Consider the following 14,033-nt stretch of genomic DNA (forward strand, 5'->3'; position numbering starts at 1 on the left):
CCCTACTTCTGCTGGGCTGCGATCATCGTCGGGCTGGAGCCTTGAAATGCCGGGCGATCGATCGGCGCGTTTGCGGCCTGCGCCGAAACGATCGCTTCCTGCTGCTGGCGACGCTTTTCGGCCTCCGTGTGCCATTTCAGCGCTTCCTTCGCCTCGACGCGCGAGCGCTTGCGATACTTGCCCTGACTGAACCAGACGGCGCAGGCACCGATCACGAGACCGAGAATGACGGCGAGAAACAGGAAGACGAAGAACGGCCCCGAGATCGCCAGAACCGTGTCGGACGGATCGAACGGATTGAAGCCGAGCGTGACCTGCTGCCGGTTTGCGACACAGAGCACGATAAGCACGATCCCGAGCGGAACGAGAACGACGATGTTCAGAATTTTACGCAGCATGCGAGCCGGTCTCCGCGTCTATCAGGGCCTGACGACAAGATGGGCGTCAAACGCGCCGGGTCAAGATCATGCGATCATGTGCTGATACAGCGATCGCGAAATCAGTCTTCGTCTTCCTCGTCGACATCCGCGTCGGAACCGGGATTCAGCCGTTCGCGCAGCTCCTTACCGGTCTTGAAGAACGGCACCCATTTTTCCTCGACGAAGACGCTGTCGCCCGTGCGCGGATTGCGGCCCGAGCGGGAGGGTCGGTTCTTGACGGAGAAGGCGCCGAAGCCGCGCAACTCGACGCGATTGCCCCCCGCCAGCGCATCCGTAATCTCATCGAGAACGGCGTTGACGATGTTCTCGACATCGCGGTGATAGAGGTGCGGGTTTCGAGCCGCCACAATCTGCACCAGTTCCGACTTGATCACCCTCTGCCCCCTCTTGACGACGTTCTTCGCGAGACGCCCGTCATCCGCGGGCTAACGATCGAGATCCTTTCGCGGACCGGACACGCTCCAGCGCGGGTTGCCCCGCGCTCGGCGTCTCTCAATCGCGGCCAACCTGCCAAACGGAAACGAGACCGTCAAGAAACAACTTGTCCTGCGCCAGATTTCCCGAAAACGGAAAACCGTCAAATCCCAACGATTTGGCAAAGATCGCGGCCAGCGAACCCAGCCCGAACGGCAGTCCGGTCTCCGGCTTTTCCCAATCGACGATCGGCAGGGTATCGGCCACGTTCCGGCTCTTGAAATAGTCGCGGATCTCCCGCTCGCCGCCGAGCTCGTCGATCAGTTTCAGATCGACCGCCTGGCGTCCGGTGAAGATCCGGCCATCGCCGAGGCGCAGGGCTTCCTCACGCGAAATCTTGCGACGTTCCGCGACGAGATCCACGAACCAGGCGTAGCTGTCGTCGATCATCGACTGGATTACGGCCTTTGCCGCATCGCTCGGCGGATGAAACGGCGATGGCTCGGCCTTCAGCGGCGCGGACTTGATCTCCTCGAGCGAGACGCCGAGCTTGTCGAGCAGCGTCTTCACCTGCGGATACTGGAACAGGACGCCGATGGAACCGGTGATGGACGTATCGCCGGCAACGATCCGGTCGCCCGCAATCGCAACCATGTATCCCGCGGACGCCGCCAGGGTCCGGACGTCGGACACGACAGGCTTCTTCTCCGCCACCTTGCGGATCGCGTCATAGAGCGTCTCGCCGCCATAGGTGGAGCCGCCGGGTGAATTGATGCTGACGATCAGGCCCTTGACCTGGTCGGCCTTGGCGATGCGGTCGAGACGTTCGAGCAGCTCGCGATCATCCAGAATGACGCCGGACACGGTGATGCGCGCAACCTGGCTTGCGCCGAGCACGCCCGAGCGCGACTGGGCGATGCCGACATAGACGCCGATGGCGACGAGCACGATGAGCCCGATGGCCACGAGACGCCAGAAGCCCAGCTTGCGACGCAGCTGTCGCCGATCGACGAATGCGAGAGGATCCATTCCATATTTCCCTGTTCAGCGCGCAGCAGCAAAAGCCGGCACCGGATTTTCCGACGACGACTCCTACTGCATATTCAAGCGAACCGGTATCGGCGTATGGGAAAAAATCCGTCGCCACGGACGGGCGCGCGTGCTGTTTCCGACACGCCACGCTAACGCTTGCAGACCCGATCGACAAAGAATTCCACGTATCCATTGTATGGCGACATAAAAATCTCCATATTCACGCATCTTGACACCATCGGCCGACGACGTCTGGACCCCGACGTCGTCCGACCCCTGGACTTACGGAACCGCTCATGGCGAACGATGTGCATTTTCCCGGCGCCCTGCCGCATACGGGGCCGACGGTCAACGACGCCTATGAACGGGCGGCCAGACACTCGCGTCGCGTCAAGCGGCTGAAGATCGTCCTGCCGATCGTCGCCGTCATCATCGCCATCATCTTCGCTGCCGTTTCGATCATCCGCACCATGCTGCCGGAGGAACTGCACATCGAGAACGCGACGATCGAGAACGGCAAAATCGTCATGCAGAACCCTGCGATTTCAGGGCGCAACAAGCAGGACATCAGCTATTCGATGAAGGCCGAGCGGGCCCTGCAGGATATCGCCAATCCCGACCTGATCACGCTGGAGAGGATCCATGCGGAAATGCCGGTCAACGACAAGACGATCGCCACCGTGGATGCGACGAGCGGGCTCTATGATCGTGGCGGCAATACGCTCGACATGAACGCGCCCTTTACGATCTCCATGAACAATGGGGTCATCGCCGATTTCCAGGCCGCCTATCTGGATATCAACGCCGGCGAGATGCGGAGCCAGAAGCCCATCGCCATTCGGATGTCCGGTGGGTCGATTGTTGCGCAAGAGATGAGAATGACGGATAAAGGGCGGGTAATCTCCTTTGAAGGCATGGTGAAGGTCGTCGTCGAGCCGAGCACCATACGCAAGAACGCAAATTAGGACCCGGTGCAGCCCATGTCGACCCTCCCTGCCTCCCCTCTCCGCCATGCCTCCCTTCCCCGCCGCAGCCTTCCGCTCGCCGGCCTCCTCGCCTCGTCTCTCGCCTGCCTCTGCCTGACCTTCATGCCGGCCATGGCCCAGCAGAAGAGCCGGATGAGCGGCATGAAGCTCTCCAACGATCAGCCGATCCAGATCGAGAGCGACAAGCTGGAGATCAAGGATCCCGAAAGCAAGGCGATCTTCACCGGCAATGTGAAGGTGGTTCAGGGCGCAACCACGCTGCAGGCCGGCAACATGGTCGTCTACTACAAGTCCGGCGGCGGCTCGATTTCGGGCGGCAATGCCGAGATCGATCGGATCGAGGTCGACAACAAGGTCTTCCTGCAGTCGGGAACGCAGCAGGCGACGGCCGACAGCGGCCAGTTCAACATGGCGGCACAGACACTGGTGCTCAAGGGCAAGCAGGTGGTGCTGTCGGAAGGCAAGAACGTCTTCAGCGGGTGTCAGCTCAACGTGCATATGGAAACCGGAGAGGCACAGCTGGATTCCTGCGGCGGCCGCGTCCAGATCCAGCTCGATCCGAAATCCCAGAAGACCAACTGACGCAGCCCCAGACCGTGAACATTCCTTTCAAGCGCAAGCGCGGCGCCGAGCCCGCCGTTCCGTCCTTTGCCAAGGACCTCGGCACCGCCGTATTCGACGACAGAACGCCCGAGGACAAGGCCCGGTACGACGGCACGCTGATCGCCCGGGGCCTGACCAAGAGCTATCGCGACCGCAAGGTGGTGGGTGGCGTGTCGCTCGTGGTGCGCCGCGGCGAAGCGGTCGGACTGCTCGGCCCGAACGGGGCCGGAAAGACCACGTGCTTCTACATGATCACCGGCCTCGTTCCTGTCGATGAGGGCACGATCGAGATCAACGGCAACGACGTCACATCCATGCCGATGTATCGACGGGCGCGGCTCGGCGTCGGCTACCTTCCACAGGAAGCGTCGATCTTCCGCGGACTCTCGGTCGAAGACAACATTCGCGCCGTGCTGGAGCTGCATCAACCGAAGCGCGCGGCACAGGATGCCAAGCTGAATGCGTTGCTAGATGAGTTCAACATCGCGCATCTGCGCAAGGCGGCGGCGATTTCGCTCTCGGGCGGCGAGCGGCGGCGGCTGGAAATTGCGCGCGCGCTGGCGACGGACCCGACCTTCATGCTGCTCGACGAGCCCTTTGCGGGCGTCGATCCCATTTCGGTCGCCGATATCCAGGCGCTCGTGCGCCATCTCACCTCCCGCGGCATCGGGGTGCTGATCACCGACCACAATGTTCGCGAGACGCTGGGCCTGATCGACCGCGCCTATATCATCCATGCCGGCGAGGTGCTGACGCATGGACGCGCCAACGACATCGTCAACAATCCGGACGTGCGCCGCCTCTATCTCGGCGATAATTTCAGCCTGTAGACCCCAGAAAGCGGCGAGACGACGGTCCTGTTTCCCATGGCACAGGATCGTCCGCCGCATCGCCCTTGACGCATCCTTTGGATTGCGCGACGCTCGATCCTGACGTTGCCGGCTCACCCCGTGCGACATCCGCGTACCGGTACGCCTCGCTCGTCGCGTGGATACGGACAAAGCACGTCCCTGCCGCTGGCGACGGCACCCAAGCTTCGCATGCGGCAATCTTATCAATTTTATTACAGCCGCTTGACCAAACCTCCGTAATAAGCAATTTTCGGGCCAGTTGACGAAGTCAGGCGAGATTTCGCGTCGAGGCGAAGATCGTGCCGGACATCCGGAGCGTTGCGCGTCATCTTCACGATCTCGACTTTGCTCCATGCTTTAAGCTGATGCAGAGGTCGCCGTGCCGCTTCCGGTTCGCGCGATGTCTGACGTAGGGGAGTTTTGCGTTCATGGCACTTTCGGCCAGCCTGTATCTGCGCCAGTCCCAAAGCCTGGCCATGACGCCGCAGCTGATGCAGTCGATCCAGCTGCTGCAGATGACGCATTTCGAACTGACCCAGTTCATCGAGCAGGAGGTCGAGAAGAACCCGCTTCTCGAATTCGTGTCCGAAGCCGAACAGCCGAGCGACAGCGCCCGCGACGACACGTCGCCGGACCATCGCGACTCGGAAGATCTTTCCGGACTGACCGACGTCTATGACGGCACGACGCGCGACGACGCGCTGCGCATGAGCGAGACGCTCGACGCCAATTTCGAAAACGTCTTCCCGGATGACACGGCACCGCAAAGGGCCGATGCGCCGGAACTGCTCAGCCAGTGGAAATCCATGTCCGGCGGGGGCGACGGGGAGACGAGCGACGGCTACGACCTCGAGGATTTCGTCGCCAACCGGCTGACCTTGCGCGACGCGCTGAACGAGCAGCTGATCCTCAGCATCCACGGCGCCCGCGACCGGATGATCGCCCAAACATTGATCGACCAGCTCGACGATGCAGGCTATCTGCATGCGGACACGGCCGAGATCGCCGAGCGGCTCGGCTGCACGGCGCCCGACGTCGAAGCCGTGCTCGGCACGCTGCAGCGCTTCGATCCGCCCGGTGTCTTCGCCCGCAGCCTCAGCGAATGTCTGGCGATCCAGCTGCGCCAGAAGAACCGGCTGGACCCGGCCATGTCGGCCCTGATCGGCAATCTCGAACTGCTGGCGCGACGGGATTTCGCGACATTGAAGAAGCTCTGCGGCGTCGATGAGGAGGACCTGATCGATATGCTCGGCGAGATCCGCAAGCTCGATCCGAAACCCGGCACGAGCTTCGAGATGACGCCCTGCGAGGCGATCGTGCCGGATATCGTCGTTCGCGCCGCGCCCGATGGCACCTGGGCGGTGGAGCTGAACCCGGAAACACTGCCGCGCGTGCTCGTCAACCAGGTCTACTACACGACGGTGTCGCGGCATGCGCCCAAGAACAGCGGCGACCATGCCTTCCTGTCGGAGTGCCTGCAGACGGCCAACTGGCTGACGCGAAGCCTCGACCAGCGCGCCAAGACCATCATGAAGGTGGCGACCGAGATCGTTCGCCAGCAGGATGCCTTTCTGGTCAACGGCGTCGATCATCTGCGTCCGCTCAATCTCAAGACCATCGCCGATGCGATCAAGATGCATGAGTCGACGGTCAGCCGCGTCACCTCGAACAAATATATGATGACGCCGCGCGGCCTGTTCGAGCTAAAGTATTTTTTCACCGTGTCGATCGGTTCGGCGGAGGGCGGCGATGGCCATTCGGCAGAGTCGGTTCGCCACCGCATCCGCAACATGATCGTGCTGGAAAGCCCGGAGGCCGTGCTGTCGGACGACGACATCGTGGAGATCCTGAAGACGGGCGGCGTCGACCTCGCACGCCGGACGGTCGCAAAATATCGTGAAGCGATGAATATCCCCTCCTCGGTGCAGCGGCGGCGCGAAAAGCGCGCCATGGCAAAGGTTTCCGCCTAGAGGCCGGACGGAGACCGCGTGCAGTGCAGCACGGAAACACGCGCAGGCTGTTCAGCATTCATTGACATTTTTTAGCGGCAAGCTTATAGGGCGCGCCGACAGTCATGATTGATAGGCTTCTTTTCCCCCTCTCCCGGACATCGTCGATCACGCGCAAAGTGAAAACGGCTGCGTGAAAGGCTTGGAGGTGGAAGGCGCTTGGAATAAACTGGGTGCGCAAATCATGAAAGAGAGGAAACTCCATGAGTGTGCGTGTATCCGGTAAACATATGGAAATCGGCGAGAGCTTTCGTCTTCGTATCGAGGACCAGATCGCTCAGGCGGTCACCAAGTATTTTGACGGAGGGTATTCGAGCCAGGTCACGGTGGTGAAGTCGGGACCGCGTTTCAGCGCGGACTGCATGATCCATCTGGACACGGGCGCTACGTTGCATGCGAACGGCGAGGCCACAGAGCCGCAAGCCGCATTCGACGCGGCATCGGAACGGATCGCAAAGCGCATTCGGCGTTACAAGCGCAGGCTGAAGGACCACCATAACGGCAGTGGTCATGCAGGCCTGGAAGTCGCCTACACGGTCATGGACTCCGTGCCGGATGAAGAGGACGAACTGCCGGAGGATTACGCACCGACGATCGTTGCGGAAAGCTCCAAGCAGATCCGGACCATGTCGGTGGCGAATGCCGTCATGGCCCTCGATATGACGGACAATCCGGTGCTGATGTTCCGCAACCCCGGCAACGAGGAACTGAACATCGTCTATCGCCGGACGGACGGAAATATCGGCTGGATCGACACGGCCAGCATGAAGAACTGACGAAGATGGACGGAGCGCCCGTGTTCGGATCGTCACGACGAGGCGGTCCGGGCCGGCGTATGAGACAGACACAGGCCTGACGGAACCCTTCGTTTCGCAGTGTCTGATCAAGAGAAGCGAGGCGGCGCGCGACAAGCGGCCGCCTCGTTGATAGACGGTGGTCGTCGGGCGCGGGGATGAAGCCTGGCGAGCATCGAGGGAAATGGGCCGCAGAGCCGGCACGTCGTGCCGTCCGACGCGACCCTGTCAACAAGGTACAAAAAAATGGCTTTGGCAGGTCTGCTGCAGCAAGATGCGATTTTTCCGACCCTTCGGGTGCAGTCCAAGAAGCAATTGCTTCAGGAACTGGCCATCAAGGCTTCCAAGCTGACCGGCCTGCCCGAGCGCGAGATCTTCGACGTCATCCTGCAGCGGGAGCGCCTGGGCTCGACGGGCGTCGGCAATGGCATCGCCATCCCGCACGGCAAACTGCCCGGCGTGACCGCCATCGTCGGCATTTTCGCGCGGCTGGAAACGCCCGTGGATTTCGAGGCGCTCGACGACCAGCCGGTCGATCTTGTGTTCCTTTTGCTCGCGCCGGAAGGGGCCGGTGCCGACCACCTCAAGGCCCTCTCCCGCATCGCCCGCGTGCTGCGCGATCCCGACATGGTCGCCCGCCTGCGCGGCACCGAGTCGGCCTCGGCGATCTATACCTTCCTCAGCGACGACCAGACCTCCAACGCGGCGTGACGCGCCACGCCGTTCGACCGGATCTTTTCCGCCTGCCTCCCAAGTTGATATCGACAGAACCCGGCGCCCGGTGAATACTCCCGCTCAGCAAACGGGAGATGAGACGGCATGGCAGGACCAGGTTCGGGACGATTGGCGGGCAAGATCGCCCTGATCAGCGGCGGTGCCGGCGGCTGCGGCCTTGCCGCGTCGGAACTCTTCGCCCAGGAAGGCGCGAAGGTCGGCATCGTCGATCTGCCGTCGAGCCGGGGCGAAGAGGTTGCCGCCGGCATTCGCGCCGCCGGAGGCGAAGCGGTGTTCGCGCCTGCGGACGTGTCTGTCTCGGGCGAGGTGACCGCTGCCGTCAAAGCCGTGCAATCGGCGTTCGGGCCCATCACCGTTCTGTTCAATCATGCCGGCATTCTCGCCGTCGGGCCGTTTCTCGAAACGGATGAGGACGAATGGGACCGGCTGATGGCTGTCAACGTCCGCTCCATGTTCCTGATGACCAAGGCGGTTCTGCCGGGCATGATCGCGGCGGGCGGTGGCAGCATCGTCTCGACCTCCTCGATTTCGGCCGTCGCCGCGACGCCGATGGAGGTGCTTTACGACACGACGAAAGGCGCCTGCCACATGTTCGCCCGCGCCATAGCGGTGGAATTCCGCGATCGTAACATCCGCTCCAACGCCGTCTGCCCGGGTTTCATCGCGACCGACCATGGCAAGCGCGAACTGGTGGGCCTGGCCAAATACGGCATCGACGTCTCGGACGCGGCCATCGCCGCGCAGCAGGGGCGTCTCTGTGAACCGATCGAAGTGGCGCGCGCGGCCCTGTTTCTGGCCAGCGACGAGGCGAGCTTCATCAACGGCACCCATCTGTTTGTGGATAATGGCTTTACGGCCGTGTGAAAGGAACCGTCATGGACAGCAGGACTTCGCGACAGGCCGGCGGCCTCTGGCGCAACTGGGTGGGAAACCAGGCCTGCATCGTGCGGGCCCGGGGTGCCCCCGGCAGCGAGGCGGAGCTGGCAGAGATGGTGCGTGCGGCAACCGCCGAAGGCATGGCGGTTCGTTGCGCCGGCTCCGGGCATTCCTTCACGCCTGTGGCCCTCACCAGTGGCCTGCACCTGACGCTGTCGGGCATGCAGGGCGTGACGGGCATCGACCGCGAGCGCAAGCGAGTCTCCGTCTCGGCGGGAACGACCATCAACGCGCTCGGCAAGGTGCTGAAGGAAAACGGCCTCTCGCTGATCAACCAGGGCGATATCGACAGTCAGGCACTCGCCGGCGCCTTGACCACGGGGACGCATGGCACGGGCGCGACGCTCGGCAACATGGCGTCGCAAATCGTCGGAATGCGGATCGTCCAGCCGGACGGCAGCATCCTGATCGCGGATGAAAGCAATCCGGACCTCCTGAACGCCGCACGCGTTTCGATCGGCATGCTGGGCGTGATCTCGGAGATCACTCTGCAGGCGATGGACAGCTACCGCCTGCACGAGACGCTCTGGCGCTGCAGCTTTGACGAATGCATGGAGCAACACGACGAACTTGCGGCCAGGCATCGTCACTTCGGGTTCTTCTGGTGCCCGGTTCCGGAAAGCCGGCACTGCTACTGCCTGCCGGACACGGCCTCGGTCTCCACGACCGCGAGCCTTTCCGACGTGTGCGAGATGAAAATCATCGACATCACGGGCGCAGATCCGATGGAAGCGGGATTCGAAAAGATCGCCTATTCCTCGGAGATCTACCCGATCGAATATGTGCCGAATTTCCACGAGCTGGAATATGCGGTCCCCGTGCGATACGGCAAGGAGGCCTGCCGGGCGGTGCGCGAGCTCATGCTCACCAAGCATCCCACCTGCATCTACCCGATCGAATACCGGTTCACGGCCGGCGATCCCGGCTGGATCAGCCCATTCTTCGAGCAGGACTCGATCACCCTCTCGGTGTCCGGGCAGCCGGGAACCGACTACTGGTCCTATCTATCGGATGTCGACGCGATCCTGCGGGCGTTCGGCTCGCGGCCGCATTGGGGAAAGCTGCATTTCCTGACCGGCGACGACGTGACGGCCCTTTACCCCCGCGCCGGAGACTTCCGCGCCCTGCGGGAGAAGCTCGATCCCGGCGGGGCCTTTCTCAACGACCATCTGCGGCAGCTCTTCGGGTAGTCCGACCGAAAGAAAACCTGCGTCACGCGGAGCGCGTTGTCTCAAAAAAAGGGCCGGGAAGAGGATTCCCTCTTCCCGGCCCTTGGCTCTTCATCGAAGCATTTAGCTGGCCGAGGCTTCGCCTTCGACGGCCGCGGCCTTCGGCCCGCCCTTGGCAACGCCGACCATGGCGGGGCGCAGCACGCGCTCGCCGATCGTGAAGCCGGCCTGGACGACCTGGACGACCGTGTTGTGCGGCACGTCGGGATTGGGAACTTCGAACATGGCCTGGTGGAAGTTCGGGTCGAACTTCTGCCCTTCCGGCTCGAGCTTGCGGACGCCATGCCGCTCCAGCGCCGAGAGCATGGAGCGCTCGGTCAACTCGACGCCTTCGATCAGCGTGCTGAGGCCCGCGTCGGCCCCGGCCCGCACGTCGGCGGGAATGGCATCGAGCGCGCGGCGAAGATTGTCGGATACGGCGAGCATGTCGCGTGCAAAGCCTGCGACGGAATAGGACTTGGCGTCCTTGACCTCGCGCTCCGTGCGGCGGCGCAGATTGTCCATGTCGGCGGCCAGACGAAGGTAGCGATCCCGGAAGTCGGCCGCCTCGGCGCGGGCGGCCTCCAGTTCGCCGGATTCGGCCTGCGTCGCCTCGTCAGCGTCCTCAAACATGTCTTGCACATCAGCCTCGGCCGGCGTGACGATTTCTTCCGCCGGCTTGCTGGCTTCGGCACCGTGTTTGGTCGTTTCGTCGGTCATGACGTCTCCGCATTCAGGATCGTTTCGGGATTTGATGCCGATATCGAGGTTCGGGCGCCAAAAATCAAGGGTCGTCGCGCCCGACGGCCCGCTGCCGGGCATCATCTGTTCTGGCTAACGTGAAAGGCGCGACATGAGCTGGGCCGTATAATCCACCATCGGCACGATCCGCGCGTAGTTCAGCCGCGTCGGGCCGATGACGCCGACCGCGCCGATGATCCGGTCGTCTCCATCCCTGTAGGGCGCAACGATGAGGGACGAGCCGGACAGCGAGAACAGCTTGTTCTCCGAGCCGATGAAAATCCGTACGCCCGGCCCGGTTTCCGCCAGGCTCAGCAGTTCGATCATGCTGTCCTTCTTTTCCAGATCATCGAACAGCATGCGAAGCCGGTCGATGTCCTCGGCGCCGGCCAGACCTTCGAGAAGATTGGCACGCCCGCGAACGATCAGCTGGGTCGGGTTCTTGTCTTCGGCATCGCCGCCGGACCAGCTGGCAAGGCCGCGCTCGACCAGATCCTGGGAGAGAACGTCAAGTTCCGTGCGCACGGTTTCCTTGACCTTCTGCAGCTGTCCGCGAACCTCCGCGAGCGTCTGGCCCGCCAGATGCGCATTCAGAAAATTCGCCGCCTCGGTCAACTGCGAACTCGTGACGCCTGCCGGAAGCTCGATGATGCGGTTCTCAACCTGATCGTGCTCGCCGACCAGCACCGCCAAAGCCTTGGTGGGGGCGAGGCGCATGAATTCGACATGCTTGAGAACCGGATCGTTTTTCGCCGTGATGACCAGGCCGGCGCCCCGCGACATGCCGGAGAGGACCTGGCTTGCCTCGTTGAACAATTGCTCCACCGGCCGGTCGCGATCGCCCCGCCGGACCTGCCTGTCGATGGAGGCCCGGTCTTCGGCCGAGAGATTGCCGACCTGCATGAAGGCATCCACGAAAAACCGCAGCCCGATCTGCGTCGGCAGGCGGCCGGCGCTGACATGGGGAGAATAGATGAGGCCGAGATCTTCCAGATCGCTCATGACATTGCGGACCGAAGCCGGCGACAGCGACATCGGCAGGAGCCGCGACAGACTGCGGGACCCAAGCGGCTCGCCGCTGTCGAGATAGCTTTCGACGATGCGGCGAAACACCTCGCCGGAGCGCTCGTCGAGGGCCGAGAGCCTGTCGCGCATTGCCGATGTCAGCGCCGCCTTGTCAGCAGATCGTTCGTTCTGTGCCATGCTCGAAATATAGTGAGAGGCCGGGCGATCGACAAAGGGAAAATTGACGTGCCGGGCCTGCGACGCGTCTTTGACGGGCCTATTTCGCTGCTCGGCTTTCCTTTGCGCGGCAACATAGGCTAGAAGGCACGCAAGTTTCAGACCAAGGAGTCCAAGATGCGGCCGTCCGGCAGAAAAACAGATCAGATGCGCAAGGTCACCTTCGAGCGCAACGTGTCCAAGCATGCCGAAGGCTCCTGCCTGGTCAAGTTCGGCGATACGCATGTGCTCTGCACGGCAAGCCTTGAAGAAAAGACCCCGCCATGGCTGCGCAACAGCGGCAAGGGCTGGGTGACGGCGGAATACGGCATGCTGCCGCGGGCGACCGGCGACCGCATGAAGCGCGAGGCTGCAACCGGCAAGCAGAGCGGCCGCACGCAGGAAATCCAGCGCCTCATCGGCCGTTCGCTACGCTCGGTCGTCGATCTGCAGGCGCTCGGCGAACGCCAGATCTCCCTTGATTGCGATGTGATCCAGGCCGATGGCGGCACCCGCACGGCGTCGATCACCGGCGCCTGGATCGCGCTGCACGACTGCCTGAAGTGGATGGAAGCGCGCAACATGACGAAAGTCGAGCGCGTGCTGAAAGACCATGTGGCCGCGATTTCGTGCGGCATCTTTGCCGATCAGGCCGTGATCGATCTGGACTACCTCGAGGACAGCGCGGCCGAGACGGATGCCAATTTCGTCATGACCGGCTCCGGCGGCATCGTCGAGATCCAGGGCACGGCCGAAGGCAAGCCCTTCTCCGAAGCCGAATTCGCAAGCCTCATGGGCCTTGCCAAGAACGGCATCTCGGAGCTCGTGACCCTGCAGAAGCAGATCATCGCCTAAAGCGGGAGACGGAGATGGTCAGGGCGACACTCGAAGCCATTCTGGAAACGGCGCTCTACGCGTCGGATCTGGACGCTGCCGATCGCTTCTACGGCGACGTGCTCGGACTGGAGCGCATTGCCCGACTCGATGACCGCCATCTCTTCTTTCGATGCGGACAGGGCGTGCTGCTGATCTTCAACCCGACCGAGACCCTGAAGCCTGCCGCCGACGCGGCATTGCCGGTTCCGACCCACGGGACGACGGGCCCGGGCCATGCCTGCTTTCGCGTGTCGGCCGACAATCTCGCTCTCCTGCGAGACAGGCTTGCGGCGGCGGGCGTGATGATCGAAAGTGAGATCACCTGGCCGAACGGCTCGCGATCCTTCTATTTTCGCGATCCGGCCGGCAACAGCCTGGAATGCGCCGAACCGGGACTCTGGTCCATCGATTGAACCGTTCGCCTCGACACCCTGCCGGGTCATCCGATTGCGTTTGCGCGATCGGATGACCGGTTTTACCGACCCACGTCTCCGCGGCGTCTCAACGCCCTCCGGTTTACCTTTCGAGACCCATCATGACACGCACGCTTGACGACAAGACCCTCATCGTCGCCAGCCACAATGCCGGCAAGATCCGTGAAATTCGCGATCTGATCGGCCCGCTCGGCTTTTCCGCCAAATCCGCGGCCGACCTCAATTTCATCGAGCCGGACGAAACGGGCACGACCTTCGAGGAAAATGCGACCATCAAGGCACTGGCCTCTGCGCGCGCCTCCGGCCTGCCGGCGCTGTCCGACGATTCCGGACTGGTGGTGGATGCGCTGAACGGCGATCCCGGCGTCTACACCGCGAACTGGGCGGAGACGGCCGACGGGACGCGCGACTTCGCCATGGCGATGCACAAGGTGGAGACGGCCCTGCAGGAGGCCGGCGCAACGACTTCAGCGGCACGCTCCGCGCGCTTCGTCTCCGTGCTCTGCCTGGCCTGGCCGGACGGGCATGTGGAGCTGTTTCGCGGCGAAGTGGAAGGCACCGTCGTCTGGCCGCCGCGCGGCAGCCAGGGCTTCGGCTACGATCCGGTCTTCCAGCCGGAGGGCCATGAGCGCACGTTCGGCGAAATGAGCGCGGACGAGAAGCACGGCTGGAAGCCCGGCGACGCCCATGCTCTTTCCCATCGCGCCCGCGCCTTCAAGGTGTTCGCCGAGACCTGCCTCGGCGCCTGACGGA

At 62.9% G+C, this 14,033-nt stretch carries 15 protein-coding genes and 1 pseudogene; 11 read left to right on the forward strand and 5 right to left on the reverse strand.

Annotated features, from left to right (window positions below; genetic code table 11):
* Positions 1-2: 2 nt before the first annotated feature.
* The 3 genes from ASG39_RS12305 to sppA all read right to left on the reverse strand — a co-directional run bounded on the left by ASG39_RS12305 (position 3) and on the right by sppA (position 1,883).
* Positions 3-398, reverse strand: coding sequence for a hypothetical protein (locus ASG39_RS12305; RefSeq protein WP_062595272.1), 396 nt, complete (start codon positions 396-398; stop codon positions 3-5).
* A gap of 101 nt (positions 399-499) precedes the next feature.
* Positions 500-814 carry an integration host factor subunit beta gene (locus ASG39_RS12310; protein WP_062472306.1) on the reverse strand — a complete coding sequence of 105 codons (315 nt, stop codon included), beginning with the start codon at positions 812-814 and terminating at the stop codon, positions 500-502.
* A 118-nt stretch (positions 815-932) separates the two neighbouring features.
* Positions 933-1,883, reverse strand: a complete 951-nt coding sequence (gene sppA, locus ASG39_RS12315) for a signal peptide peptidase SppA (RefSeq protein ID WP_062595273.1) — start codon at positions 1,881-1,883, stop codon at positions 933-935.
* Positions 1,884-2,182: 299 nt separating this feature from the next.
* Between sppA and lptC the strand changes: the two genes are divergently transcribed.
* The 8 genes and pseudogenes from lptC to ASG39_RS12360 all read left to right on the forward strand — a co-directional run bounded on the left by lptC (position 2,183) and on the right by ASG39_RS12360 (position 9,990).
* Positions 2,183-2,851, forward strand: a complete 669-nt coding sequence (gene lptC / locus ASG39_RS12320; RefSeq protein WP_062595274.1) for an LPS export ABC transporter periplasmic protein LptC — start codon at positions 2,183-2,185, stop codon at positions 2,849-2,851.
* A 15-nt stretch (positions 2,852-2,866) separates the two neighbouring features.
* Positions 2,867-3,454, forward strand: coding sequence for an LptA/OstA family protein (locus ASG39_RS12325; RefSeq protein WP_062595275.1), 588 nt, complete (start codon positions 2,867-2,869; stop codon positions 3,452-3,454).
* Between the two features lie 119 nt (positions 3,455-3,573).
* A pseudogene (gene lptB / locus ASG39_RS12330) lies at positions 3,574-4,305 on the forward strand (LPS export ABC transporter ATP-binding protein); the annotation flags it as partial.
* A 449-nt stretch (positions 4,306-4,754) separates the two neighbouring features.
* Positions 4,755-6,296, forward strand: a complete 1,542-nt coding sequence (gene rpoN / locus ASG39_RS12335) for an RNA polymerase factor sigma-54 (RefSeq protein ID WP_062595277.1) — start codon at positions 4,755-4,757, stop codon at positions 6,294-6,296.
* A 242-nt stretch (positions 6,297-6,538) separates the two neighbouring features.
* Entirely contained in the window at positions 6,539-7,111 is a 573-nt protein-coding gene (gene raiA / locus ASG39_RS12345) for a ribosome-associated translation inhibitor RaiA (RefSeq protein WP_062595279.1), read from the forward strand.
* 264 nt (positions 7,112-7,375) lie between these two features.
* On the forward strand, positions 7,376-7,840 hold the full coding sequence (gene ptsN, locus ASG39_RS12350; protein ID WP_062595280.1) for a PTS IIA-like nitrogen regulatory protein PtsN: 465 nt from the start codon (positions 7,376-7,378) through the stop codon (positions 7,838-7,840).
* Positions 7,841-7,948: 108 nt separating this feature from the next.
* Entirely contained in the window at positions 7,949-8,728 is a 780-nt protein-coding gene (locus ASG39_RS12355; protein WP_062595281.1) for an SDR family oxidoreductase, read from the forward strand.
* An 11-nt stretch (positions 8,729-8,739) separates the two neighbouring features.
* Positions 8,740-9,990: a D-arabinono-1,4-lactone oxidase gene (locus ASG39_RS12360; protein ID WP_062595282.1), complete on the forward strand. Its 1,251-nt coding sequence runs from the start codon at positions 8,740-8,742 to the stop codon at positions 9,988-9,990.
* A gap of 102 nt (positions 9,991-10,092) precedes the next feature.
* Here ASG39_RS12360 and grpE read toward each other — a convergent pair whose 3' ends face one another.
* Positions 10,093-10,728 carry a nucleotide exchange factor GrpE gene (grpE, locus tag ASG39_RS12365; protein WP_062595579.1) on the reverse strand — a complete coding sequence of 212 codons (636 nt, stop codon included), beginning with the start codon at positions 10,726-10,728 and terminating at the stop codon, positions 10,093-10,095.
* A gap of 114 nt (positions 10,729-10,842) precedes the next feature.
* A complete protein-coding gene (gene hrcA, locus ASG39_RS12370) occupies positions 10,843-11,904 on the reverse strand; it encodes a heat-inducible transcriptional repressor HrcA (protein WP_082477197.1) in 1,062 nt (353 codons plus the stop codon).
* Positions 11,905-12,108: 204 nt separating this feature from the next.
* On the opposite strand from hrcA, the gene rph reads away from it, so the two are divergent.
* The 3 genes from rph to rdgB all read left to right on the forward strand — a co-directional run bounded on the left by rph (position 12,109) and on the right by rdgB (position 14,029).
* On the forward strand, positions 12,109-12,825 hold the full coding sequence (gene rph / locus ASG39_RS12375; RefSeq protein ID WP_062470909.1) for a ribonuclease PH: 717 nt from the start codon (positions 12,109-12,111) through the stop codon (positions 12,823-12,825).
* A gap of 14 nt (positions 12,826-12,839) precedes the next feature.
* Complete coding sequence (locus ASG39_RS12380) at positions 12,840-13,259, forward strand: VOC family protein (protein ID WP_062595284.1); 420 nt, start codon at positions 12,840-12,842, stop codon at positions 13,257-13,259.
* Positions 13,260-13,381: 122 nt separating this feature from the next.
* Entirely contained in the window at positions 13,382-14,029 is a 648-nt protein-coding gene (gene rdgB / locus ASG39_RS12385) for an RdgB/HAM1 family non-canonical purine NTP pyrophosphatase (protein WP_062595285.1), read from the forward strand.
* Positions 14,030-14,033 lie beyond the last annotated feature (4 nt).

This window comes from Rhizobium sp. Leaf371, assembly GCF_001424045.1.
Classification (GTDB): domain Bacteria; phylum Pseudomonadota; class Alphaproteobacteria; order Rhizobiales; family Rhizobiaceae; genus Ferranicluibacter.

Excerpts from the sequence above, each read along its gene's own strand:
- ASG39_RS12305 (WP_062595272.1), bottom strand. The coding sequence starts at position 398 with ATGCTGCGTAAAATTCTGAACATCGTCGTTCTCGTTCCGCTCGGGATC.
- sppA (WP_062595273.1), bottom strand. The coding sequence starts at position 1,883 with ATGGATCCTCTCGCATTCGTCGATCGGCGACAGCTGCGTCGCAAGCTG.
- lptC (WP_062595274.1), top strand. The coding sequence starts at position 2,183 with ATGGCGAACGATGTGCATTTTCCCGGCGCCCTGCCGCATACGGGGCCG.
- ASG39_RS12325 (WP_062595275.1), top strand. The coding sequence starts at position 2,867 with ATGTCGACCCTCCCTGCCTCCCCTCTCCGCCATGCCTCCCTTCCCCGC.
- rpoN (WP_062595277.1), top strand. The coding sequence starts at position 4,755 with ATGGCACTTTCGGCCAGCCTGTATCTGCGCCAGTCCCAAAGCCTGGCC.
- raiA (WP_062595279.1), top strand. The coding sequence starts at position 6,539 with ATGAGTGTGCGTGTATCCGGTAAACATATGGAAATCGGCGAGAGCTTT.
- ptsN (WP_062595280.1), top strand. The coding sequence starts at position 7,376 with ATGGCTTTGGCAGGTCTGCTGCAGCAAGATGCGATTTTTCCGACCCTT.
- ASG39_RS12355 (WP_062595281.1), top strand. The coding sequence starts at position 7,949 with ATGGCAGGACCAGGTTCGGGACGATTGGCGGGCAAGATCGCCCTGATC.
- ASG39_RS12360 (WP_062595282.1), top strand. The coding sequence starts at position 8,740 with ATGGACAGCAGGACTTCGCGACAGGCCGGCGGCCTCTGGCGCAACTGG.
- grpE (WP_062595579.1), bottom strand. The coding sequence starts at position 10,728 with ATGACCGACGAAACGACCAAACACGGTGCCGAAGCCAGCAAGCCGGCG.
- hrcA (WP_082477197.1), bottom strand. The coding sequence starts at position 11,904 with ATGCGCGACAGGCTCTCGGCCCTCGACGAGCGCTCCGGCGAGGTGTTT.
- rph (WP_062470909.1), top strand. The coding sequence starts at position 12,109 with ATGCGGCCGTCCGGCAGAAAAACAGATCAGATGCGCAAGGTCACCTTC.
- ASG39_RS12380 (WP_062595284.1), top strand. The coding sequence starts at position 12,840 with ATGGTCAGGGCGACACTCGAAGCCATTCTGGAAACGGCGCTCTACGCG.
- rdgB (WP_062595285.1), top strand. The coding sequence starts at position 13,382 with ATGACACGCACGCTTGACGACAAGACCCTCATCGTCGCCAGCCACAAT.